The organism is Sphingomonas sp. CFBP 13733 (genome assembly GCF_014841795.1).
Classification (GTDB): Bacteria; Pseudomonadota; Alphaproteobacteria; order Sphingomonadales; family Sphingomonadaceae; genus Sphingomonas; species Sphingomonas aerolata.
Genome location: NZ_JACYUP010000001.1, coordinates 129,077 through 150,430, shown reverse-complemented (window position 1 = coordinate 150,430; position 21,354 = coordinate 129,077). Strand labels below are relative to the sequence as shown.

At 64.2% G+C, this 21,354-nt stretch carries 18 protein-coding genes; 14 read left to right on the top strand and 4 right to left on the bottom strand.

Annotated elements, in window-relative coordinates:
- Nucleotides 1-16: 16 nt before the first annotated feature.
- The gene (locus IFT71_RS00560; protein ID WP_342212559.1) at nucleotides 17-1,600 is read right to left on the bottom strand and encodes a Na+/H+ antiporter; all 1,584 of its coding nucleotides are present in this window, start codon (nucleotides 1,598-1,600) and stop codon (nucleotides 17-19) included.
- 170 nt (nucleotides 1,601-1,770) lie between these two features.
- On the opposite strand from IFT71_RS00560, the gene IFT71_RS00555 reads away from it, so the two are divergent.
- Nucleotides 1,771-3,168, top strand: a complete 1,398-nt coding sequence (locus IFT71_RS00555) for an FAD-dependent oxidoreductase (RefSeq protein WP_192138770.1) — start codon at nucleotides 1,771-1,773, stop codon at nucleotides 3,166-3,168.
- Nucleotides 3,169-3,575: 407 nt separating this feature from the next.
- Here IFT71_RS00555 and IFT71_RS00550 read toward each other — a convergent pair whose 3' ends face one another.
- Nucleotides 3,576-4,712, bottom strand: a complete 1,137-nt coding sequence (locus IFT71_RS00550) for a hypothetical protein (RefSeq protein WP_166747259.1) — start codon at nucleotides 4,710-4,712, stop codon at nucleotides 3,576-3,578.
- Nucleotides 4,713-5,023: 311 nt separating this feature from the next.
- A complete protein-coding gene (locus IFT71_RS00545; protein WP_031441423.1) occupies nucleotides 5,024-5,563 on the bottom strand; it encodes a hypothetical protein in 540 nt (179 codons plus the stop codon).
- Nucleotides 5,564-6,008: 445 nt separating this feature from the next.
- On the opposite strand from IFT71_RS00545, the gene IFT71_RS00540 reads away from it, so the two are divergent.
- From IFT71_RS00540 to arsH, 4 genes are read left to right on the top strand one after another with little or no spacing between them, the layout of a single operon-like run.
- Nucleotides 6,009-6,341, top strand: a complete 333-nt coding sequence (locus tag IFT71_RS00540) for an ArsR/SmtB family transcription factor (protein ID WP_192138769.1) — start codon at nucleotides 6,009-6,011, stop codon at nucleotides 6,339-6,341.
- Nucleotides 6,342-6,352: 11 nt separating this feature from the next.
- On the top strand, nucleotides 6,353-6,781 hold the full coding sequence (arsC, locus tag IFT71_RS00535; protein ID WP_056677719.1) for an arsenate reductase (glutaredoxin): 429 nt from the start codon (nucleotides 6,353-6,355) through the stop codon (nucleotides 6,779-6,781).
- Nucleotides 6,781-8,067 carry an arsenic transporter gene (locus tag IFT71_RS00530; protein ID WP_192139219.1) on the top strand — a complete coding sequence of 429 codons (1,287 nt, stop codon included), beginning with the start codon at nucleotides 6,781-6,783 and terminating at the stop codon, nucleotides 8,065-8,067. The genes arsC and IFT71_RS00530 overlap by 1 nt, the downstream gene beginning before the upstream one ends.
- A gap of 37 nt (nucleotides 8,068-8,104) precedes the next feature.
- Entirely contained in the window at nucleotides 8,105-8,857 is a 753-nt protein-coding gene (gene arsH / locus IFT71_RS00525) for an arsenical resistance protein ArsH (RefSeq protein ID WP_192138768.1), read from the top strand.
- 708 nt (nucleotides 8,858-9,565) lie between these two features.
- Here arsH and IFT71_RS00520 read toward each other — a convergent pair.
- Nucleotides 9,566-10,003: a winged helix-turn-helix transcriptional regulator gene (locus IFT71_RS00520; RefSeq protein ID WP_031395707.1), complete on the bottom strand. Its 438-nt coding sequence runs from the start codon at nucleotides 10,001-10,003 to the stop codon at nucleotides 9,566-9,568.
- Between the two features lie 69 nt (nucleotides 10,004-10,072).
- On the opposite strand from IFT71_RS00520, the gene IFT71_RS00515 reads away from it, so the two are divergent.
- From IFT71_RS00515 to IFT71_RS00475, 9 genes are all read left to right on the top strand, one after another.
- A complete protein-coding gene (locus IFT71_RS00515; RefSeq protein ID WP_192138767.1) occupies nucleotides 10,073-11,020 on the top strand; it encodes an aromatic alcohol reductase in 948 nt (315 codons plus the stop codon).
- 672 nt (nucleotides 11,021-11,692) lie between these two features.
- Nucleotides 11,693-12,784, top strand: coding sequence for an FUSC family protein (locus tag IFT71_RS00510; RefSeq protein WP_197975976.1), 1,092 nt, complete (start codon nucleotides 11,693-11,695; stop codon nucleotides 12,782-12,784).
- 43 nt (nucleotides 12,785-12,827) lie between these two features.
- Nucleotides 12,828-13,739: an acyl-CoA thioesterase gene (locus IFT71_RS00505; RefSeq protein WP_192138766.1), complete on the top strand. Its 912-nt coding sequence runs from the start codon at nucleotides 12,828-12,830 to the stop codon at nucleotides 13,737-13,739.
- Between the two features lie 145 nt (nucleotides 13,740-13,884).
- Complete coding sequence (locus IFT71_RS00500) at nucleotides 13,885-15,447, top strand: OprO/OprP family phosphate-selective porin (RefSeq protein ID WP_192099455.1); 1,563 nt, start codon at nucleotides 13,885-13,887, stop codon at nucleotides 15,445-15,447.
- 74 nt (nucleotides 15,448-15,521) lie between these two features.
- Nucleotides 15,522-16,031 carry a MaoC family dehydratase gene (locus IFT71_RS00495; protein WP_031441432.1) on the top strand — a complete coding sequence of 170 codons (510 nt, stop codon included), beginning with the start codon at nucleotides 15,522-15,524 and terminating at the stop codon, nucleotides 16,029-16,031.
- 114 nt (nucleotides 16,032-16,145) lie between these two features.
- A complete protein-coding gene (locus IFT71_RS00490) occupies nucleotides 16,146-17,519 on the top strand; it encodes an MFS transporter (protein ID WP_192138765.1) in 1,374 nt (457 codons plus the stop codon).
- A complete protein-coding gene (locus IFT71_RS00485) occupies nucleotides 17,516-18,910 on the top strand; it encodes an MmgE/PrpD family protein (RefSeq protein WP_192138764.1) in 1,395 nt (464 codons plus the stop codon). The genes IFT71_RS00490 and IFT71_RS00485 overlap by 4 nt, the downstream gene beginning before the upstream one ends.
- Nucleotides 18,907-20,085 carry an acyl-CoA dehydrogenase family protein gene (locus IFT71_RS00480; protein WP_192138763.1) on the top strand — a complete coding sequence of 393 codons (1,179 nt, stop codon included), beginning with the start codon at nucleotides 18,907-18,909 and terminating at the stop codon, nucleotides 20,083-20,085. Before IFT71_RS00485 ends, IFT71_RS00480 begins: the two co-directional genes overlap by 4 nt.
- Nucleotides 20,082-21,290 (top strand): CaiB/BaiF CoA transferase family protein, encoded by a 1,209-nt coding sequence (locus IFT71_RS00475; protein WP_192138762.1) that lies wholly within the window; start codon nucleotides 20,082-20,084, stop codon nucleotides 21,288-21,290. Before IFT71_RS00480 ends, IFT71_RS00475 begins: the two co-directional genes overlap by 4 nt.
- Nucleotides 21,291-21,354: the final 64 nt, after the last annotated feature.

Below are 21,354 nucleotides of genomic sequence, written 5' to 3'. Positions count from 1 at the left end.
GGTCAACCGAGTTCGTTCATCCCTTCGCTGCCGTTGCGGCCAGTTCCTCGAGGTCGAGATCATGTTCGAGGTCGTGAAGCGTCTCGTCATCGATACGACCGGCACGGTGCAGGCGAACCAGCTCGGCGCGGCCGGCCGCGACCGCGGCGATGATGACGTCGAAATGGCTGGCGATCGCCACGTTTCGCTCCTCCGCCGTACCGTCGAACGCATCCGCTGCGGTTGCACGGGTCCGGTAGCGCCGCAGGAGCTGCGGGTGGATGACCGTGCCGTCGACCGCCACCGCCTCGCGCTCGACAAGCGCCAACTGCGCCTGGAACAGCATCATCTCCGCCGCGTGCAGATCGAGCGGCGGTCGCGCGCTGCCGTCGTCGTGCGGCTTCAGGGTTCGGATGACCCAGCCGAGCGAGGTGCCTTGCACCAGGACGGTAACGAGGATCACGACAAAGGCGGTGACGAGCATGAGATCCCGCGCCGGCATCGCCTCGGGCAGCGAGAGCGCGACCGCGAGCGTCACCACGCCGCGCATCCCGGCCCAGCTCATCACCACCGCCGCCCGCGTTCCGAGCGGTTGCTGTTGCGTCCACCCGATGCGGCGACCGGTGGCGACGCCGGCATCGACCGCGAAGATCCACAGAAACCGCGCGGCAACGACCGCCAGGACGATGAGCAGCACAGGCCGCGCCATCGTGTCTATGACAATGTCGAGCCCGCCGACCCGGTCCAGCAGCCCCCGCAAGGACAGGCCGATGAGCAAGAACACGGTGGCTTCGAGAAGGAACACCAGCACCTGCCAGAATGCCATTGCCCGGATGCGCACCCGGGCGGTGAAGACGACATGCTGATACCAGCCGCAGACAAGGCCCGCGGTGACGACGGCAATGACGCCGGACACGTGCAGCAGTTCGCCCGCGATATAGGCGCTCCAGCACACCAGCACGGTCGCTGCGATCATCAGCGTATCATCGCCTAGCCGGCGGAGCAGAACGACCCAGAGCCCGCCGCTCGCCGCGCCGACCGCGATGCCGCCCGCCACCAGCACGAAAAACGTTCCGGTCGCCGCCCCCAGATGGAAGCTGCCGGTCAGCACCGCTGCCACCGCGAAACGGAACAGCACAAGGCCCGCGGCATCGTTGAGCAGGCTTTCGCCCTCGAGCAGCGTGGTCAGCCTGCGCGGGAGCGTCACCCGCTGCAACACGGCACGCGCGGATACCGCATCGGGCGGCGACAGGATCGCGCCCAGCGCGACGCAGGCGGCCCATGGCAGTTCCGGCATCAGCAGCCTGGTCACGATCGCCACAACCGCCGTGGTGAAGAAGACGGCGCCGACCGCCAGCGAAAGAATGCCGGCCATGTGCCGCCGGAATGGCGCGACCGCGGTGAACCACGCGCCATCCATCAGCAGGGGCGGGAGAAACAGGACAAGCACCAGCTCCGGATCGATCGCGATCCCTTGCACACCCGGTACGAAGGCGACGGCGCATCCGCCGACGATCAGCGCGGCTGCTGGTGGCAGCGACAGACGCCGGGCCAGATAGTGAAGCCCCAGCACCACCAGGAACATGAGGATGATCAGCTCGAAGTTTGCCGCTGGATGCACAGAGCCGCCCCTTTTCCTGCCCGCCCGGTGGTCCTGCAAGCTGTCCCGAACGGCGTCAATGCGATCGGGCAGCGTATCGGCCGCGCTCGCATGTGGCCTGGGCCGTTCCCGGGCGATTGCCGTCGTCGCGTTCGCCGGGCTAGTGTCGAGGGGGATAGGGGACAGCGCTCATGGAAACGATCGGTCGTGACCTGCGGGAAATGCAGCGGGTTCCGCTACAGCCTGCGCATATTGCCGCGATCCGGGCCGCAGGGACGCGTAAGCACTATCCCAAGGGAATGATGCTCGCCGAGATCGGCGCGCCGGCCGACCGCTTCGTGTATGTCGAAGAGGGGGAGATCGAGGTCGTCAACCCGTTCACGGGCGATCGGCTGGTGCCTTCGACGCTGGGGCCCACCCAGTTCATGAGCGAGATCTCGCTGCTGTCCGGCGGCACATGGTCGCTCCCGATGCGCGCCGCGAGCGACACGACCGTCGTCGAAGTCCCGCGATCAGCGATGCTTCGCCTGATGGCGGCGATACCGGAGATGTCGGACATCGTCATCACGGTCCTCGCGGCACGCCGTCGGCGGCAGCTGGATGCTGGCGATGGCATGCTGGTTCTGGTTGGCGAAGACGAGGACAGAGCCGTCAGACGTGTGGCCGAGTTCGCTGCGCGCAATCGCCTGCCCTACCGCTCCTACCCGCTCGGCAGCGCCGAGGCCGCGCATGTCGCCAGCAGTTGCGGAACCACGCCGCGCGAACCCGTCGTGGTGTTCGGCCGCGACGTGGTGGTGAGCGATCCAACGCCGGAAAAGGTGGCACGGCTGCTCGGGCTCGATCAGGACGTTCCCGAAGACGAGGCCTTCGACGTGCTCATCGTCGGGGCCGGTCCCGCCGGCGTGTCGGCGGGCGTCTATGCGGGAGCCGAGGGGTTGCGCGCGCTGGTAGTCGACGAGACCGCGATCGGCGGCCAGGCCGGCACGTCCAGCCGGATCGAGAATTATATGGGCTTTCCCACCGGCATTTCCGGCGCCGATCTCGTGTGGCGCGGCGAGGTGCAGGCGATGAAATTCTGCACGCGCTTCGTCATGCCCCGGCGGATCGAGTCGCTGGACCAGCTCGACAATGGCGCCTTCTGTGCGACCTTCGCCAATGGTCGGCGCGTTCTCGCCGCCTCTGTCGTGGTTGCCACCGGTGTCCAGTACAGACGTCTGCCGATCGCCCGCCTCGCCGAGTTCGAGGGCACGGGCATCTATTATGCAGCGACCGAGAATGAGGCGCGCTTCTGCCGGGATACGGAGGTGTTGGTCATCGGCGGCGGCAATTCGGCCGGGCAGGCGGCGATGTTCCTCAGCCGTACGGCACGCCACGTTCGCCTGCTGGTACGCGGCGATACCCTGGCCTCATCCATGTCCAGCTATCTGTCGAGCAGGCTCGAGGCAGACCCCGCGATCACCATCGAATACGGAACCCATGCCGTCGAACTTCACGGCGGGGACAATCTGGAGGCGGTGACGATCCGCAACGGAGACGGCGACCGCATTGTGGCCTGTCCGGGAAAGCTACCGTCGGCGGGAAGGCCGTAACCGGCAATCAGGCTGTCGCCGATTGCGAGTATCAAAGGTCGGTCGAGTGTCATGCGCCGCTGTGAGATAGTTCGCGTTCGATGCAATGTAAGGCGTCCGGTCACCATCGCGCCGCCCCTTTGACGCTGGTGCTCCTTCGTCTGCAACGAGATACAGACGGCCGATACGCATTCCGGCGACCATCGCACCATCAGAACTTCCAGACGACCTATTGCCAACATCGTCGGCCTGGATGGGGTAATGGCCTAACGCCGGAACGCGGTCGTCGGCGCGGATGATGTGGTGTCGTACCTGCAACGTGGCACGGCGACCGATGAATGTGCCCGAACTGCCCCGCCAGATGGCCGTCCCCAACGAAGCAGCTTTTGCATCATCAGCCGCCGCCGGAGCCCGTCTCACATTTGTCGTTATGAGCGGTTCGACGAGCCGGATGTATTTGGCTGCGTCAAGTCGAGCACTTCCAACCTTGCAGCGTCGCCTCGCCTTGCAATCAGGCTCCCCACTGGAACCTGGTACGTACCGCGTAAGGTGAACCGCTCGACACGGTACACACCCCGATCAGTGCTGCTGGTCGAAAAGCCGGTGTAGCGTCGTTCGGCAACCTGCTTGAGGAGGTACCCTGCCCATCCCGTCGAACGCGAGCCGCGCAAGATTTCGGGTTCGTCCGTCTTGCCGTCGGGTCGGATCCAGAAGCCGATGTCGACCCATTTGATCGGATCGACATCGGACGATCTCGCGGGAAGCGGATTGCGCAAGTCGAACTTGCGCGCTTCGTCTTGCGCAGCCGCCAGCGCCGTAGGTCGATAAGGCGGCGCCCATACCAGCTCAGGGCGGGTCGAGCCATCGCGGCCGATCGCACGCACCAGCTGGTCAATCTGCGCGTTGTCCTTTTGCCCCGCCGCCAAGCGCAACCGGACAACTTGCAGCAGGTTGCGAAGCTTTGGATCCGCCGCGATCGGCCGGGCTTCTGCTTCGGCCATAAGCCTGGCCGCACCGGCCGTGTCGCCCCGTGCGTTGGCCAGTCTGACGCGGCGCAACGTCGCCTGCAGGGCGAGCACCGCGTTTCCGTCCGCTAACGCCTGACGCTCCACCGCCTTGTACGAAATCTCGGCACTACGCCCCTTGCGCATCGCGAGCCACATATCGCCGGTCGCAAATGCGGCTGCAACGACGGCCGGGTCATTGGCCGGCAGATTGTCGCGCAGCGTGCGAACCTGCTCACCGACCGCGCTCTTGAACGCATCCAGATCACCGTCGTGCAAAGAGACGGTCGCATACGCTTCATACAATGCGGACACCGGTTTCGGGTCGGTCGCAGCGTGACGCTTGTTGCGAGATATGGCGCGCATAAGCGTGTGACGCGCCTTGAGGTACGCACCATCCCGGAATTGCTGCTCGGCAAAGGCGATCGAGGCTTGTGCATCTCGCAACGGCGGACAGCCCTGCTCGACGCAGGCTGCATACGCTTCCGAAAGCTGCCTGCCAGAAATTACGATATCGGGGGCGGCTGCCTGCAGCGACAATGCGAGGAATAAAGCAATCATCACCAGGCCTCCACTTCGAGTCACACCTTGCACCGCTGCAAGCCTGACCTCGCATCAGCGACTGTATTGCGAAACTTTTATCTTTGCAGCAGCGAATGACTGATCAGGAGAGGAATGCCGACTCTCTCGATAGATGAGCGGTAAGCCGGGTGGACGTTTTCAGAACGTGGAGTGTTAACTACGCCACGCATCCGCCTCCCTATGACTTCAGCGACGCCGCCCTGACGAGGGGCATTCGCCCAACCACGTACGGGGCAGGACGTTGATCGCGGCACGCGATGGTATTCTGCAGGCGGCTCTCTGGCGTCTTCCTACGGGGATATTCCCGCCTTGTTGGGCTCGAGCATTGCGAGAATCTGGTTCTTGCAGATGTTGAGATCGAAGACGACCGTTTGCCGGCTGGGATCGTCGCCTGCGGCGGCGGTTGTCAGTTGAAGCCCCTTATATTCGCAAGGCCCCGTCCAATATGTCGATTTTGAATGGGTCGTGTGGTCCCCAACGGAATTGTTGGCCCTCTCATTGAAGTTGAGGATCTCGTAGCGCCCCGGGTCATGGCGCAATTTCGTCACGACCCGCGGGTCGTACGGAAACTCGTTCACGTGCCGTCGTGATCGACTTGGGTCCCGCAGGCTTATGATCTTTCGGTTCGAACAATTGACCAGGAGCAAGACCCCCATCTCGTTCTTTTGCTTCGGCGCTGGCAGCGCCAGAAGACCAATGGCGTCATCGGCAATCGAGGGTGCGCGCAGTTCACATATCGATTCCCGCACGCTCCTGACGACGTTGCCGGATTCGAGCGGGTTGGAAGCGACGGCCACCGCCTCGGAAAACATAAGAGCAACGGCAAACATCTTTGTCTCCGTTATTGAGCTGCCGGTTGATATTAGCACTAGTGCTTATCAACAGCCAAGTCCGTTCAGCAGGGATAGTGTATGTTGGACGGCTAGCAAATCTTGGCGGTTCCCACTGAGCCGGTTTACCGGAGCAGGAGCCCGCTGTTGGACAGCCCGCCTTTGGCACTGACATCCGCCGGGTTAGTCCGCTTTCAAGAAATACTCTCTCGATAGACCTTTTCGGAAGTTACCGCTGGAAACGAACGATCAGACGTCATCGGGCTGAGCGAATGTCCGCTCTCGGGCGTATGAATTGCCACGGGGGTGTCCGATTGGGCATCCAAAGTGGATGGCTGGGATGCGCTGCGCCCTCGCCCTCATCGAAAACGGTCGGCAGTCTCCAAAAACCGGCATGTCGGAAGTTCGTGCTGTTGCCGCCTAACATATCCTCTATGCTGGATTTATGGATAAAGATTCGGCTATCGTTGCGTTTGGCGCGCTCGCTCAGGGCACAAGGCTCGACGTGTTCCGGCTGCTGGTGCGCCACGAACCGGACGGAATGGCCGCGGGCGAAATCGCCCGCCGGCTCGACGTGCCGCAGAACACCATGTCCGCGCATCTCGGCATCCTAGCGCGCGCCGGCATCGTCCGCTCCGAGCGACAGAGCCGGTCGATCATCTACCGCGCCGATCTGGACGGCCTGCGCGCACTCACGCTCTTCCTGGTCAAGGACTGCTGCGCCGGCTCGCCCGAGCTGTGCGTGCCGCTTCTGGCCGAACTCACCCCCTGCTGCTGAAAGGACGCGCCATGGCCGTCGACATCGTGATCTACCACAACCCCGCCTGCGGCACGTCGCGCAACACGCTGGCGATGATCCGCAATGCCGGCATCGAGCCACACGTCATCGAATATCTGAAAACCCCGCCCTCGCGCGCTTTGCTGGTCCAGCTGATTGACCGCGCCGGTATGACGCCTCGCGAACTGCTGCGCGAGAAGGGGACGCCCTATGCGGAGTTGGGGCTTGGTGATGAGACGCTGACGGACGACGCGCTGGTGGACGCGATGATGGCGCATCCGATCCTCATCAACCGGCCACTGGTCGTCTCGCCGCTCGGCGTGCAGCTGTGCCGACCGTCCGAAGCGGTCCTCGGTCTGCTGCCCGAGCCGCAACTGGGCGCCTTTGCCAAGGAGGACGGCGAAGCGGTGGTGGACGCCTCGGGTCAGCGCGTCGCTTGATGCTGCTCGCGCTCGCCATCTTCGTCGCCACGATCACGCTCGTCATCTGGCAGCCCAAGGGCCTCGGTATCGGGTGGAGCGCGATGGGTGGGGCGGTCGTGGCGCTGCTCGTCGGGGTGGTCTCGCTCTCCGACGTCCCGGTGGTGTGGGGTATCGTCTGGAACGCGACCGCGACGTTCGTCGCCATCATCATCGTCAGCCTGCTGTTGGACGAGGCCGGCTTCTTCGAATGGGCGGCGCTGCACGTCGCTCGCTGGGCGGGAGGACATGGCCATAGGCTATTCGTCCTGATTGTCCTTCTCGGCGCGGCCGTGTCGGCGCTGTTCGCGAACGACGGCGCGGCGCTGATCCTGACCCCGATCGTCATCGCGATGCTGCGGGCGCTCGGCTACCGCGACAGGGCGACGCTGGCGTTCGTCATGGCGGCCGGTTTCGTCGCCGACACGGCCAGCCTGCCGCTGATCGTGTCCAACCTGGTCAACATCGTGTCGGCCGACTTCTTCGGGATCGGGTTCGCCGGCTATGCGTCGGTGATGGTGCCGGTCGACCTCGCGTCGATCGGTGCGACGCTGATCGTGCTGCTGCTGTACTTCCGCCGTGACGTCCCAGCCGACTACAACGTGGCGCAGCTCCGCGCGCCGGCCGACGCCGTCCGCGATCGGGCGACATTCCGAGCCGGTTGGGTCGTCCTTGCGGCCCTTCTGGCAGGCTTTTTCGTTCTCGAACCTGTCGGCATCCCGGTCAGTGCAGTTGCCGCTGCCGGCGCGGTGCTGCTGCTCGTCGTCGCCGGGCGCGGTTGCGTCATCGAGACCCGCAAGGTGCTGCGTGGCGCGCCGTGGCAGGTCGTGATCTTCTCGCTCGGCATGTACCTGGTCGTCTACGGCCTGCGGAACGCCGGCCTGACCGACCACCTAGCCGGTCTGCTCGACCGCACCGCCCAGGGCGGTGTGTGGGGCGCGGCGTTCGGCACCGGCATCATCGCCGCGCTGCTGTCGTCGGTCATGAACAACATGCCGACCGTGCTCGTCGTCGCACTGTCGATCGACGCGACCCACGCCACGGGCGCGATCAAGGACGCCATGATCTACGCCAACGTGATCGGCTGTGACCTCGGCCCCAAGATCACGCCGATCGGCTCGCTCGCCACATTGCTGTGGCTGCACGTGCTCGAGCAGAAGGGCATCCGCATCGGCTGGGGCTATTATTTCAGGATCGGGGCAACCTTAACGATCCCGGTGCTGCTGGTAACGCTCGCCGCGCTCGCCCTACGGCTCGGTGCCGCCTGATGCCGTTGGATCGAACCAATGACAGGACATACCCCTGATGCCCCTGCGCCCGCTTTCCGACCCCGACCACCTGCCCGCACTCGATCGACGCTACACGCTCGACCGGCCCGCCATCGGGCTGGGTGCGGGAGACCCGCCCCCGCGCATCCTGCTGCTCTACGGCTCACTGCGCGAGCGGTCATATTCCCGGCTTTGTGTCGAGGAGGCCGCGCGCCTGCTACGCTTCTTCGGAGCCGACACGCGCATATTTGATCCCTCGACCCTGCCGCTGCCCGATCAGATGGCTGGCGACGACCATCCGGCGGTCCATGAACTGCGCGAGCTGTCGCTATGGTCCGAGGGGCATGTCTGGTGCAGCCCCGAGCGGCACGGTCAGATCACCGGCATCATGAAGCTGCAGGTGGATCACTTGCCGCTGTCGATGGGCGGGATGCGGCCTACGCAGGGCCGGACGCTCGCCGTCATGCAGGTGTCGGCCGGATCGCAGTCGTTTAACAGCGTGAACACGCTGCGCGTCCTCGGCCGCTGGATGCGGATGGTGACGATTCCGAACCAGTCGAGCGTCGCCAAGGCGTTCGAGGAGTTTGACGAGGCCGGCCGGATGAAGCCGTCCAGCTACTATGATCGCATCGTCGACGTGATGGAGGAGATGGTCCGCTTCACGGTCCTGCTCCGCCCTCACGCGGCCCAGTTCGTCGACCGGTATTCGGAACGGAAGGCTTCCGGCGTGCCGATCGATCCGACAACCGATCTGTCGAGCATAGCTACGGCGTCGCATCCATCACGGTGAACGAATGCCCGGTTCGGGCAGGCACGCTCCGGCGCTCCGGCTTTGACCAGCGCTGCTTCCACCATCTATCCATGGGGCGAGTTGGTCTTCGTGTTCGCACTATGCGTTGGCATAATGACGACGACAGCCCCGAAGCTTTCGCTGCGGGGCTGTCGTTGGGTTGGTTGCAGGGATAGGATTTGACCGCTGCAGAACTCGGTTTCGTCTGATTGACTCAGCAGTCATCAACAGCCAAGATGCCAAAACTGATCATCAGGGCCTAGCCTCGTTCAGGGCCAGAATGCCAAGACGGTGGAAAGTGCCACATCTAATAATAATTTGGCAGCGGACTTATTGTACCGGGTGGCGAAGCAATTAGGGATCTTTAAACGATATAAGTTGATCTCAGTGATTTTTCGACCGAGCCAGTCGACATCAATGCTTAGCGAGCTTGGATATTTGTTGCCGATCACCGACAGCGTCTAAATTCGCTGACTTTTCAATAGCGCTTCCGAGATGAAGGCTCAGACACCGTCTAAGTTCTTTCATGGTAGGGCCAAGCCGGTCGAGCTTCCACACTACGAGAATGTCGCCGGTTCGAGCATAGGAAAGCGCGTCGACGGGAGGCTTACGGAGCGGTTTATTGCAATAGCAGACAGAGCGGGGCGCGGTCTTTTTCCAAAGACGATGGTATTTCTGGAAATTTAAGCCTGTAAGCCGATGTCGCCTTCAGGGCTCTTCTCCCGCGTGTTCCCGATCAAACATCTCTCGTGATGCGCGAAAGCTGTCGACGTTTTCGACGATCCACGTCCACAGGGGAACCATCATGACCAGTAGCTTCAATCCGGTTTCGGACAGAGCATATTCTACATGAGGAACCACCTCCTCGAAGTCGTGACGCACCACCAATCCATCGCGCTCCAGATGGCGCAGCGTGCGCGTCAGCATCCGCTGCGTAATACCGTGCATCCGTCGGCCGATTTCCACGTGGCGAAGCTGGCCGTACACGCCGAGCGTATGGATGACACCAAGCGACCAGCGGTTACCGGCATGGGCCAACACCTCACGGCGCACCCCGTCGTCATCGTCCCGAAGGCCATCGCAAACCGTTTGCGAATATCGGAGGATGTCCTCCTCGCTTAGAGATTGAACGGCAGTATCACGCATGTACCCATCTTTCACGCTTGCCCGTGGCTTGCCAGATCACCGGCATCCACGGTGAAACGAGTTAGAACGATGAACGATACAGTCTCCAATGTGAACTCACGCAATATCCTCGTACTGGGTGCCGGCGAGCTTGGCATGCCCGTGCTCCGCAATCTGGCGCGTCGCGCCAAGGGCATCGACGGTGCCAGGATCAGCGTCCTTCTCCGCGAGAGTGCGGTCGAGTCGGGCGATCCCTCCAAGCAGCGTGATATCGCCGAGATCCGCGAAGCGGGGATCGAGATCGTGCTCGGCGACCTGGTGAACGACACCATCGATGAGCTGGCATCGCTCTTCTCGGACTACGATACGGTGATCGGCTGCGCGGGTTACGCAGCGGGGATCAACACGCCGATGAAGCTCGCCAAGGCGGCGCTGCAATCCGGCATCCCGCGCTATTTCCCCTGGCAGTTCGGCGTCGACTTCGAGGCGATCGGCCGCGGCGGGCCGCAGGACATCTTCGATGCGCAGCTCGACGTGCGCGAGCTGCTGCGCTCGCAGGACAAGACCGAGTGGGTCATCATCTCCACGGGCATGTTCATGAGCTACCTGTTCGAGCCGGACTTTGGTGTCGTCGATCTGGAGAAGAGCGAAGTTCACGCGCTCGGCAGCCTTGATACTGCTGTGACGCTGACGACGCCGGATGACATCGGCGTGCTGACCGCCGAGATCGTATTCTTCGAGCCGACGATCCGCAACGAGGTCGTCTTCCTTGCCGGTGACACCGTCAGTTATGGTGAGGTCGCAGACAAGTTGGAGGTGGCACTGGGCCGGGCCTTCAAGCGGTCGGTTTGGACCGTGCCTTTCCTGATGGAAGAGCTGGCGAACGATCCGAAAAACATGATGCGCAAGTACCGCGCCGCCTTCGCGATCGGTCGCGGTGTGTCCTGGCCGAAGGCAGGCACGTTCAATGATCGGCAGGGTCTTCCCGTCACCGACGTTGCAGCCCTGATCGATGCCTATTTGCGAGGGGCGCAATAAGAAGAATGATGTGGGCGGGGTGACTGTAGAGACCTTCCCAAAGACGAACCTAGAGTGGGACAGCCGCCCCGGCGATCACGCAAACAGCCTGGGGCAGCTTACGTGCCAAGATCCGTTCCCGATTGGCCTTTCCCAAGATGGCCAATCGGAGACGGAAAAACGGGAAAGATCGCGCTGAACGAATGGCCGTTATTTGGCGCCCGGATCGCCAGCCTAAACGTCCGGACGTGGACGAAACTGTTGGGCATCGCAGGGCTGCCCAGACCAACATTCGGTCATTCCGATGCGGCTTTTGCCGTTCCAGCTTCCGACATCCGTTCATGTTCGCCGCTGACTTGAGCTGTCAATCATGCCAGCGGTACGGAGCAGCTTGCGCGGGCCAGCGACGTATATCCGGTGCAGTGATCTCCCTTGACCTGCTCCTCAGAATTCATCCGATTGGTAAGTTATCTCGTCAGATTGAGGGGAGTGATGCGGCATGGCCGATCTTCCGAGAATCAGATCCTAGGCTTCCTGCGCGAGCGTAAGGCTGAGACAAAGACCCCGCCCAGGGGGCGACGATATCAGCCAATCGGCTTGTAACTAAGCCAATCAAGGCGAATTACGATTGCAGGTACGAGCATTACCGCCGACGGACTACTTTACAGAACGTTGGGGGGAAAAGCGCTGACATTGGAACTCCGACCAAGCGCGTTGATCAAGGCGAATGCGGATAGCCTGCGCCAGACGGTCCGCGTGATCGTCGCGACTGCGGCGGCGTTTGCGGCGTACAAGACGCTCGGCCTGCACGAAGGCTATTGGGCGGTGTTCACCGTACTGATCGTGATGCAGGCATCGATCGGGGGAACGCTCGGCGCAGCCACCGATCGCTTGCTGGGGACCTTGCTGGGCGCGGTGCTGGGCGGCATCGGCGCGGCGCTCGGGCGAACCGATACGCTCGAACTCGGGCTGGTGCTCGTCACCGTTACCGGCATCGCCGCGCTCGTCGCGTCGGTCCGGCCGCGGTTGCGGATCGCGCCGGTCACCGCGGCAATCATGCTGCTCAGCGCGCCGCCGGGCTCTTCGGTGGAGATCTTCGTCCGGGATCGCATCATCGAGATCGGCCTGGGCGGCATGATCGGTGTGCTGGCGGCGATGCTGATCCTGCCGGCACGCTCGCACGGCGTAGTGATCGCGCGTACTTTGGCCGTGTTGAGCCATATCGAACGGATGCTGCGGGCGCAGGCCGACGCGTTGACCACCGGGCTGGCGCTGCCATCGTCCCCCGAACACGCCGCGCTGCGTCATGCGCTGGCCGCGGTGGAGCTGGCGATGAAGGACGCCGACCGCGAACGCGCCTCGCGTCTCGCCGATCACGGTATCCCCGCCGCCGTCCCGCGCACGCTCTGGCGTATCCGCAACGATTTGGTGCTGAGCGGTCGCGCGCTCGACGAGCCGCTGCCCCCGGCGGCGATGGCCGCGCTCGCCAAGCCATCGGCGGCGATGCTCACCGCGCATGCCGCGCTGGCGACCCGGTGTTCGGAGGCGCTGCGCACGCGGGGTAAGGTCGATCGGGGCGACGTCGAAACCTGTTATCGGATGTTCGGTACTGCGCTCGATCTGTTCCGACGGAGCGAGGCCGCGGCGACCTTGGATTTCGACGCATCGGGCCGCGTATTCGGGCTCGCCTTCGCCGCGGGTCGGCTTCACCGCGACCTGCTCGACCTTGCCGGTCGCGTCGACGAAATCGCCCCGACCAAAGTGCTTGCTGCCGAACCAAGCTGACCGCGCGGCTTTGCCACTGGCCGCGCGCGCGGTACGGGCGGCGATGACCGAAACCTTATCGACGCCCGACCTCGCCGCCGAACTGGTCGCGCTGCTCGACCTCGAACCGCTCGATACCGACCTGTTCCGCGGACCCCAGCGACCCGGCGCAACCGCACGCGTCTTCGGCGGGCAGGTCGTGGCGCAGGCGCTGATGGCGGCGCAGCGTTCGGTCGATGCACCCGCCGTGGCGCACAGCATGCACGCCTATTTCCTGCGCGCCGGCACCGAGACGCAACCGATCATCTTCCGGGTAGAGCGTGATTTCGACGGCAAGTCGTTCGCGAACCGCCGCGTCACCGCCAGCCAGAACGGCGCGACGATCCTGACGCTGGCCGCATCGTTCCAGCGGCCGGAAGCCGGCCTCGAGCATGCGACCGCGATGCCCGACCTTCCCCCGCCAGAAGAACTGCGCTCGCTCGACATCCTTGCTGGCGACTATGCGGGTATCTCCGCGCAAGCCGTCGCGTTCCTCAGCCAGCCGTCCGCCTTCGATATCCGGCCCTGCGGCGTTCCCGCGTTCCTCCAGACCAAGCCCGGCACGCCCGTATCCCATGTCTGGATCCGGTTTCGGGGAAGCGTGCCAACCGATCCCGTCGTGCGCCGCGGCGTGCTCGCCTATCTGTCCGATTATGCGCTGCTCAGTGCGTCGCTGATCCCGCACGGGGTCAACATGTTCGAGCACAGCATGCAGACCGCGAGCCTCGATCACGCAATGTGGTTCCACGACGACGTGCCGCTGGACGATTGGCTGCTCTATACCAGCGAAAGCGCGTGGTCGGGACATGGCCGCGGCATCGCGCGCGGTGTCTTCCATAGCCGCGACGGGCGAGCGATCGCGCATGTCACGCAGGAGGGATTGATCCGGATGCGGCCCGATCTCGCGCCACGTACGACGATCCCGCATATGCCCTGATCGGTGCGCCCCGGATCGGGTCGCCGTGCAAAACCATGTTGACAGCGCATTTGTACGGACATTAGGATCATCTTACGCCAGTGAAGCTGGTTCCAGGATGTCGCGCCGCGCAAGACGGACGATCCCAATCGATGAGGATGTCTGTATGCGTCATTCGTACGCTGTATCGCTGTGCGCGTTGCTAGCCGTGCTGCCATCGGCAGCGCGGGCGCAGACGGCGTCGCCGCTCGATACCGATCCGTCGTACCAGACGATGCTGGCGCTGATCGACGAGATGGTCGAGAACAAGCTGGTCAGCCGCGAGCGCGCCGATACGCTGATCGCCAATGCCAAGGCGAAAGCCGGCCGTGCGCTTGCCGCGAATGCCCCACCTCCGGCCGCTGCGCCATCAACGGCCCCGCAACTGGCAGCGCCTGTGCCAGCCCCCCCGTCAGCGGCCCCGACCCGCGTGCAGGTCGCCAACCAGACGGCCGACCCCGGCGCGAAGATCGCCCCCGTGCCGGTCGGCAACCCGCAGGTCGTCAATGCCGGCGGGGTCGCGCTGCCCGCCGATCTCGCGGTCGACTGGAGCCGGGGGGCCCCCGTGTTCAGCAGCCGCGACGGAAAGTTCACGTTCAAGATGCGCGGGCGGTTGTTGGCGGATATCTCCTCGACCGGGGGGTCGGATTTCGACCGTCGCAACATCACCGTCTCGACGCTGCGCCAGTTTCGCGTCGGCGCGATTGGCACGATCGGCGATCACCTCTTCTATCAGTTCGAGACCGATTTCCGGCGTAACGCGACCGAGGTCGTGCAGGCGTTTGTCGGTTACCGCCAGAAGTTCGGCAAGACCGACGCCGATGTCCGGTTCGGCAATCTCATCACCGATCGCGGCATCGACATCGGCACCGCGTCGACCGCCAATCCCTTCATCACCACCAACATCAACACCACCGCGCTCGCGACGCAGGGCGGCAAGGTGTTCCTGATGGGCGCGGTCGGCCGTGCGGGCGGCAAGAACTGGCATGCGAGCCTTGGCGTTCACGGCGATGCGATCGACAGCGATTTCACGCGTAGCGACAACCGCATGCTGCTGGGCCGCGCGCACTGGAACCCGATCCTCACCAAGCATGGCCTGATCCACATCGGCGGTTGGGCGTACAGCGAGAACATCCCCGATACGACGCTGCCGACCACGTTCGCGCAAGGTATGGCGGGGGCGCTCAATAACAGCGTCCGTGTCGAGTCCGCGGCGCTGGCTGGCGCGGACGGATCAAAGGCGTTCGGCCTCGAACTCGGCGGCACGCTCGGGCCATTCTACGCGTTCGGCGAATATGGTCAGCGGACCGTGCATGGCGGCCCGACCTCGACCTTCCGCAGCGGCAAGATCAAGGCCTTGTCGGTCAATGGCGGCTTCTGGATCACCGGCGAGACGCCGACCTATGCCTCGCGCAGCGGCACCTATGTCGCGCCGAACGTGCTGAACTCGGTGCTCGATGGCGGATGGGGGGCGCTGGAGGCGGTGATACGCTACGAGGATCTCGACAGTTCGAGCCTCCCGCTCGGCGGCACCGGTACCGCAGGTACGGTCGGCCTGAACTGGTCGCTGACCAACAATTTCCGGTTCATGGCAGACTATACCCATTTCCGTACCGACAACCGGACCGGCGGTTTCATCGGGCGCGATAGCGGCGACACGTTTGCGGCAAGGGCCGAAGTGGCGTTCTGACCGTCGACGCCGGCTTCACCTTGCCAGCGTACCATAAGTTCGATAATGTCCGTACAAAGCGATAAGGAGGATGTATGAGCCTTTCGGCTATCAAGGTTGGCGAGCAGCGCTACCGCGCGAGCTATGGCCGGTATCTCGAGGATTTCGTCGTCGGGGACATTTACGAGCATCGCCCCGGGCGGACGATAACCGACGCGGACAATATCCAGTTCTCGTTGATGACGATGAATTCGCACCCGATGCATTGCGACGCGCAATATGCCGCCAAGAGCGAGTTCGGGCGGCTGCTGGTGAATAGCGGGCTGACCTTGGCGATCGTGCTCGGCATGACCGTCAACGACGTGAGCGGCAAGTCCCCGGCCAATCTCGGCTGGACCGAGATCAAGCTTACCCATCCGGTGTTCGGCGGCGACACGCTGACCGCGGAAACCGAGGTACTCGAAATCCGCGAGTCCAAGTCGCGCCCGACGCAGGGGATCGTCACCACCCGCACTCGGGCGTTCAACCAGGACGCCAAACAGATCATGGAGTTCACGCGCAACTCGCTGGTCTACAAGCGCGGCGAATCTCCCGACGACAAATAGCCTGACTGATCGACTAACCGGTCGCCGTTGGTGACCGGACGCCCCCAGCGCGGCCTGCGAGAGCTTCGACAAAAGAAGTCCCGGCCCGTCGTCATTACGAAGAGAGGTAGCCCCATGGCCGATACCATCGCCGTCAACGCAGGAGCCAGGCTGGACCGTCTGCCTATCTCCCGATTCCACTGGCGCATCCTGGGGCTGATTAGCGCGGGCGCATTCCTAGACGCGTTCGACGTGTATCTCGCGGGGGGTGTCATCGCCGCGCTGAAGGCCGAGGGCTTCTCGACGCTGGCGCAGGCCGCGGTGTTCATGTCGATGACCTTCCTCGGCATGATGATCGGCGCAGGCATGGCCGGCTATGTTGGCGATCGCTTCGGACGTCGCGCCTCTTACCAGTTCAACCTCGCGCTGTTCGGGCTAGCCTCGATCGCGGCGATCTTATCGCCCAACATGACGTTCCTGATCGTCTGCCGCTTTATCATGGGCATCGGCCTCGGCGCCGAGCTGGTGGTCGCAGCTGGCACGCTCGGCGAGTTCATCCCGCCCGCCTATCGTGGTCGCTGGGTGTCGATCATGGGCATGGTCGTCAATTCGGGCCTGCTGGTCGCGACGTCGGTCGGCTATATCGTCATCCCGACGCTCGGCTGGCGCTACATGTTCGCGATCGGCGGCATCCTTGCGCTGATCGTCTGGGTGATGCGCAAGAAGATGCCGGAATCGCCGCGGTGGCTGGAATCGGTCGGTCGCAACGAAGAGGCAGAGGCGACGCTTCGCGAGATCGAAGCCGACGTCGTCAAGCACAAGGGGCCCCTTGCCGCCGTCCCCGAAGTCCGCATCGTACCAAAGGTCCACGCACCGCTCAGCGCGCTCTTCGGCGCCAAACTGCGCCGCCGCCTGATCGCCGCGACGCTCGCCGCGATCGCCGTCAACGTCTCGGTCTATGGGTTCGTCGCGTGGTTGCCGACCTTCCTGGTGAGCCACGGCACGGGGATCGTCACCTCGCTCTGGTACACGACGCTGATGTCGTTCGGCAGCGTGTTCGGTGCGATCGTCGCGATCGGTATCGCCGACCGCATCTCGCGCCGCGCCTCGCTGATCGCGGCGGCCGTTGCGATCATGATCTTCGGCTTCCTGTATCCCAATGCGCACGGTGACCTTATGGTGCCGCTAACGGGCTTCCTGCTCGTGTCGAGCATCTACACGCTCGTGACGCTGGCGCTGTTCGCCTACATCCCCGAGCTGTTCCCGACCGCCTATCGGCTGCGTGGCACCGGTTTCGCGGGCATGTGCGGACGGGCCGCGTCGATGGTCACGCCCTATGCCACCGTCGCGCTGTTTGAGCGCTTCGGGCTGGAGGGCGTGCTCGGCATGGTCGGCGTGGTGCTCGCCTGCATGATCGCCGCCGTCGGTCTTTTGAACATCGAGACCACCGGTCAGTCGCTCGACGACGTCGCCGACGACTCGCTGGTCCTTGGGGGAGCCGCCAAGTGACGCTCTCGCAAACCTTCGCCGATTTCGCGACCGGCCTGACGATCGATGCCATTCCCGAGCGGGTTAAGGAGCGCGCACGCCACCTGATCCTCGACTCGGTCGGCACTGGCCTAGCGGCAGTCGGCGCAGACTGGGCCGAGGCGACTTTCGCCGCCGCGGGCGACCTCGGCAGCGGAACAGCGCCGGTGCTCGGCTATGGCCGCACGCTGGCGATGCGGGACGCGGCGCTGATGAACGGGGTCGTTACGCACGGCCTCGACTATGACGACACGCATTCACGCGGGATCATCCATGCGACCGTCAGCGCCTTTCCAACTGCGCTGGTCGCGGCGGACAAAGCCGGCGCATCGGGCGGCGACCTGCTCGTCGCCTATATCGCAGCGATGGAGGTTTCGACGCGGGTCGCGGCCGTCGGCGCGGGCGGGTTTCACGGCTTCGGCTTTCACCCGACCGGATTGATCGGCGCGTTCGGATCGACGCTCGCGGCCGGCAGGTTGCTCGGACTCGACGCGCAGCAGATCGCGATGGCGCAGGGGATCGTGTTGTCGATGGCCGGCGGGAGTCTGGAGTTCCTGGCCGACGGTGCGTGGACCAAGCGCTTGCATCCAGGCTGGGCGGCGAGTTCGGCACTGACCGCGGCGACGCTTGCCAAGCGCGGCTTCGTCGGACCGCCGGCTGCCTATGAAGGGCGCTTCGGTCTTTATGCCCTGTATCTTCGCGACGCCGCCCCTGCCCTGCTCGCGCAGGCGACCGAAGCGCTCGGCGATACCTGGGAGATCGAGGCGGTGTCGGTAAAGCCGCTTCCCGCCTGCCACATGACGCATGCCGCGATCGATGCGGCGATCGCGCTGCGTGCGGAATACGACCTGACCGCTGCCGATATCGCCAAGGTCATCGTGCTGGTACCCGAGGCGGTCATTCCGATCGTCTGCGAGCCGGTGGCTCCCAAGCGGACGCCACACACCGGCTACGACGCGCAATTCTCGATCCCCTACACGGTCGCAACCGCGCTGCTGACGGGCAAGTTCACGCTCGATTCGCTCGATCCGGCAGCACTGAACGATCCGGCGGTGCTCGATCTAGCCGCCCGCGTCTCATACGCCGTCGACCCCGACAGCGATTATCCCAAGCACTTCACCGGCGAAGTCATGGTCGAAACCCGAGATGGCCGGATGCTGCGCCACCGCGAGGCGATCAACCGCGGTGCATCCGACCGGCCGCTCAGCAACGCCGACATCGACGCCAAATATTTCGAGAACGCCGCGCGCACGGTCGACGCGACCCGCGCGGCGCATATCCGCGCCGCCGTGCTCGATCTGCACCTGCACCCCGCTTCCGCGCTCGGCGACATCCTCGCCGGCGCCACTGCCCCTCAAGGAGTATCCGCATGACCCTGGCAAACACGATCGCCGCCGATGGCGCGATGACCGACGAAGAGATCATGATCCTCGATTCGATCGACAAGTTCCTCGAAACCGACGTGAAGCCGTTCGTCCACCAGCTCGAGCATGACGACGAATACCCGCAGAAGATCGTCGACACGATGAAGGAGATGGGCCTGTTCGGGCTCATGATCGCGCCCGAATTCGGTGGGTTCGGCGTCTCGACGCTGACCTATGCGCGGATCATCGAGAAGATCTCGACCGTGTGGATGTCGGTCGCAGGGATCATCAACAGCCACATGATCATGGCGATGACCGTCCAGCGCTGCGGTACCGAGGCGCAGAAGGATCATTACCTTCCCAAATTCGCGACCGGCGAACTACGCGGCGGTATCGGCCTGACCGAGCCCGACGCGGGCACCGACCTGCAGGCGATCCGCACCACCGCGGTCCGCGACGGCGACGACTATGTCGTCAACGGCAGCAAGATGTGGATCACCAATTCGGGCTCGGGCAACACCATCCTGTTGCTGGTCAAGACCGACACGGCCGCCGAGCCACGCCACAAGGGCATGAGCCTGCTGATCGCCGAGAAGGGTGACGGCTTCATCGTGTCGAAGAAGCTGGAGAAGCTTGGCTACAAGGGCATCGACAGCAACGCGCTGACCTTCGACGGGTACCGCGTGCCGGTCGATCGGCTGATCGGCGGGATCGAGGGCGTCGGCCTGAAGCAGGTGCTGGGCGGGCTTGAACTCGGCCGCATCAACGTCGCCGCGCGCGGCGTCGGCATCGCGCAGGCAGCACTCGACGAGGCGGTCGCCTATGCGCAAACGCGCAAGACGTTCGGCAAGCCGATCTGCGAGCATCAGGCTATCCAGCTGAAACTCGGCGAGATGACGACGCGCACCTACGCCGCGCGGCTGCTCACCGAAGCCGCCGCCAAGGCATATGACCGCGGCGAGCGCTGCGACATGGAAGCCGGCATGGCCAAATACTTCGCGACCGAAGCAGGGCTGGAAAATGCGATCGAGGCGATGCGGATCTTCGGCGGCTACGGCTATTCGAAGGAATATAATGTCGAGCGGCTTTACCGCGATGCACCGCTGCTGACGATCGGCGAAGGCACCAACGAACTGCAACGTATCATCATCGCCAAGCAGATCATCGCGCGGAACCCGGCATGAGCCAGACAGCGCCTAATCAACCACTCGCCGGCCTCCGCATCGTCGCGGTCGAACAATATGGCGCCGGGCCGTTCGGTACGCAGCAGCTCGCCGATCTCGGCGCCGAGGTCATCAAGATCGAGAACCACAAGGACGGCGGGGATATCGGTCGGCATGTCGGCCCGTATTTCTTCGCACCGGGCGACAGCCATTTCTACGAATCGCTCAACCGCAACAAGCGCAGCATCGGCCTCGACCTGAAGAGCGCGGACGGGCGCGCGGTGCTCGAGAAGCTCGTCGCAGAGTCGGACGTGGTGTTCAACAATCTGCGCGGCGACCTGCCGGCAAAGCTCGGGCTCGACTATGCCGCACTGTCGCGCTTCAACCCCGCGATCGCGTGCGTCCACCTCTCCGCCTATGGTCGTACCGGCAGCCGCGCGGCATGGCCAGGCTATGACTATCTGATGCAGGCCGAGGCCGGCTATCTGTCGCTCACCGGCGAGCCGGGAACGCCGCCTGCACGCTTCGGGCTGTCGATCGTCGACTTCATGACCGGCACCACCGCTGCGCTCGCGATCCTGGCCGGCGTCGTCTCGGCGCGCGGCAGCGGGATCGGCCGCGATCTCGACGTCAGCCTGTTCGACGTCGCGCTCGGCAACCTCAACTATGTCGCCGAATGGTATCTCAACGGCGGCGTCACCGTCGAACGTACGTCGCGCTCGAGTCACCCGTCGCTCACCCCCAGCCAGCTCTACACGACCAGCGACGGCTGGATCTTCGTGATGTGCAACAAGGAGAAGTTCTTCGAGGTTCTGTGCGGGCTGATCGAGCGTCCCGAATGGGCGACCGATCCGCGCTACGCGACCTTCGCCGCCCGCCTGGAGAACCGTCCGGCGTTCAACGCGGATCTCGATGCGGTGCTGTCGACCCGCACCACCGCGGACTGGATGCAGCTGTTCGAAGGACGCGTGCCGGCCGCGCCAGTGCTCGACGTTCAGCAGGCGCTCGACAATCCGTTTCTCGCGGAATCGAAGCGGATCATCTATTTCCAGCATCCCGAACACGGCCCCCTGCCCGGCATCGCTTCCTCGATCCGCGCGGGCGGCGTCGAACATCCGGACAAGGCTGCTCCCACACTCGGTGCGGATACCAGCGCCATCCTCGCGACCCTCGGCTACACCGATGACGACGTGGCAGCCTTGCGGACCCGCGGCGCGGTCCGGTGACACCCGCGCTTGCATCAAACGCCAAGGCATTGGACGGTGCGCTATTGTCCGGATCACCCGACAA

Excerpts from the sequence above, each read along its gene's own strand:
- IFT71_RS00555 (WP_192138770.1), top strand. The coding sequence starts at position 1,771 with ATGGAAACGATCGGTCGTGACCTGCGGGAAATGCAGCGGGTTCCGCTA.
- IFT71_RS00550 (WP_166747259.1), bottom strand. The coding sequence starts at position 4,712 with ATGATTGCTTTATTCCTCGCATTGTCGCTGCAGGCAGCCGCCCCCGAT.
- IFT71_RS00545 (WP_031441423.1), bottom strand. The coding sequence starts at position 5,563 with ATGTTTGCCGTTGCTCTTATGTTTTCCGAGGCGGTGGCCGTCGCTTCC.
- IFT71_RS00540 (WP_192138769.1), top strand. The coding sequence starts at position 6,009 with ATGGATAAAGATTCGGCTATCGTTGCGTTTGGCGCGCTCGCTCAGGGC.
- arsC (WP_056677719.1), top strand. The coding sequence starts at position 6,353 with ATGGCCGTCGACATCGTGATCTACCACAACCCCGCCTGCGGCACGTCG.
- IFT71_RS00530 (WP_192139219.1), top strand. The coding sequence starts at position 6,781 with ATGCTGCTCGCGCTCGCCATCTTCGTCGCCACGATCACGCTCGTCATC.
- arsH (WP_192138768.1), top strand. The coding sequence starts at position 8,105 with ATGCCCCTGCGCCCGCTTTCCGACCCCGACCACCTGCCCGCACTCGAT.
- IFT71_RS00520 (WP_031395707.1), bottom strand. The coding sequence starts at position 10,003 with ATGCGTGATACTGCCGTTCAATCTCTAAGCGAGGAGGACATCCTCCGA.
- IFT71_RS00515 (WP_192138767.1), top strand. The coding sequence starts at position 10,073 with ATGAACGATACAGTCTCCAATGTGAACTCACGCAATATCCTCGTACTG.
- IFT71_RS00505 (WP_192138766.1), top strand. The coding sequence starts at position 12,828 with ATGACCGAAACCTTATCGACGCCCGACCTCGCCGCCGAACTGGTCGCG.
- IFT71_RS00500 (WP_192099455.1), top strand. The coding sequence starts at position 13,885 with ATGCGTCATTCGTACGCTGTATCGCTGTGCGCGTTGCTAGCCGTGCTG.
- IFT71_RS00495 (WP_031441432.1), top strand. The coding sequence starts at position 15,522 with ATGAGCCTTTCGGCTATCAAGGTTGGCGAGCAGCGCTACCGCGCGAGC.
- IFT71_RS00490 (WP_192138765.1), top strand. The coding sequence starts at position 16,146 with ATGGCCGATACCATCGCCGTCAACGCAGGAGCCAGGCTGGACCGTCTG.
- IFT71_RS00480 (WP_192138763.1), top strand. The coding sequence starts at position 18,907 with ATGACCCTGGCAAACACGATCGCCGCCGATGGCGCGATGACCGACGAA.
- IFT71_RS00475 (WP_192138762.1), top strand. The coding sequence starts at position 20,082 with ATGAGCCAGACAGCGCCTAATCAACCACTCGCCGGCCTCCGCATCGTC.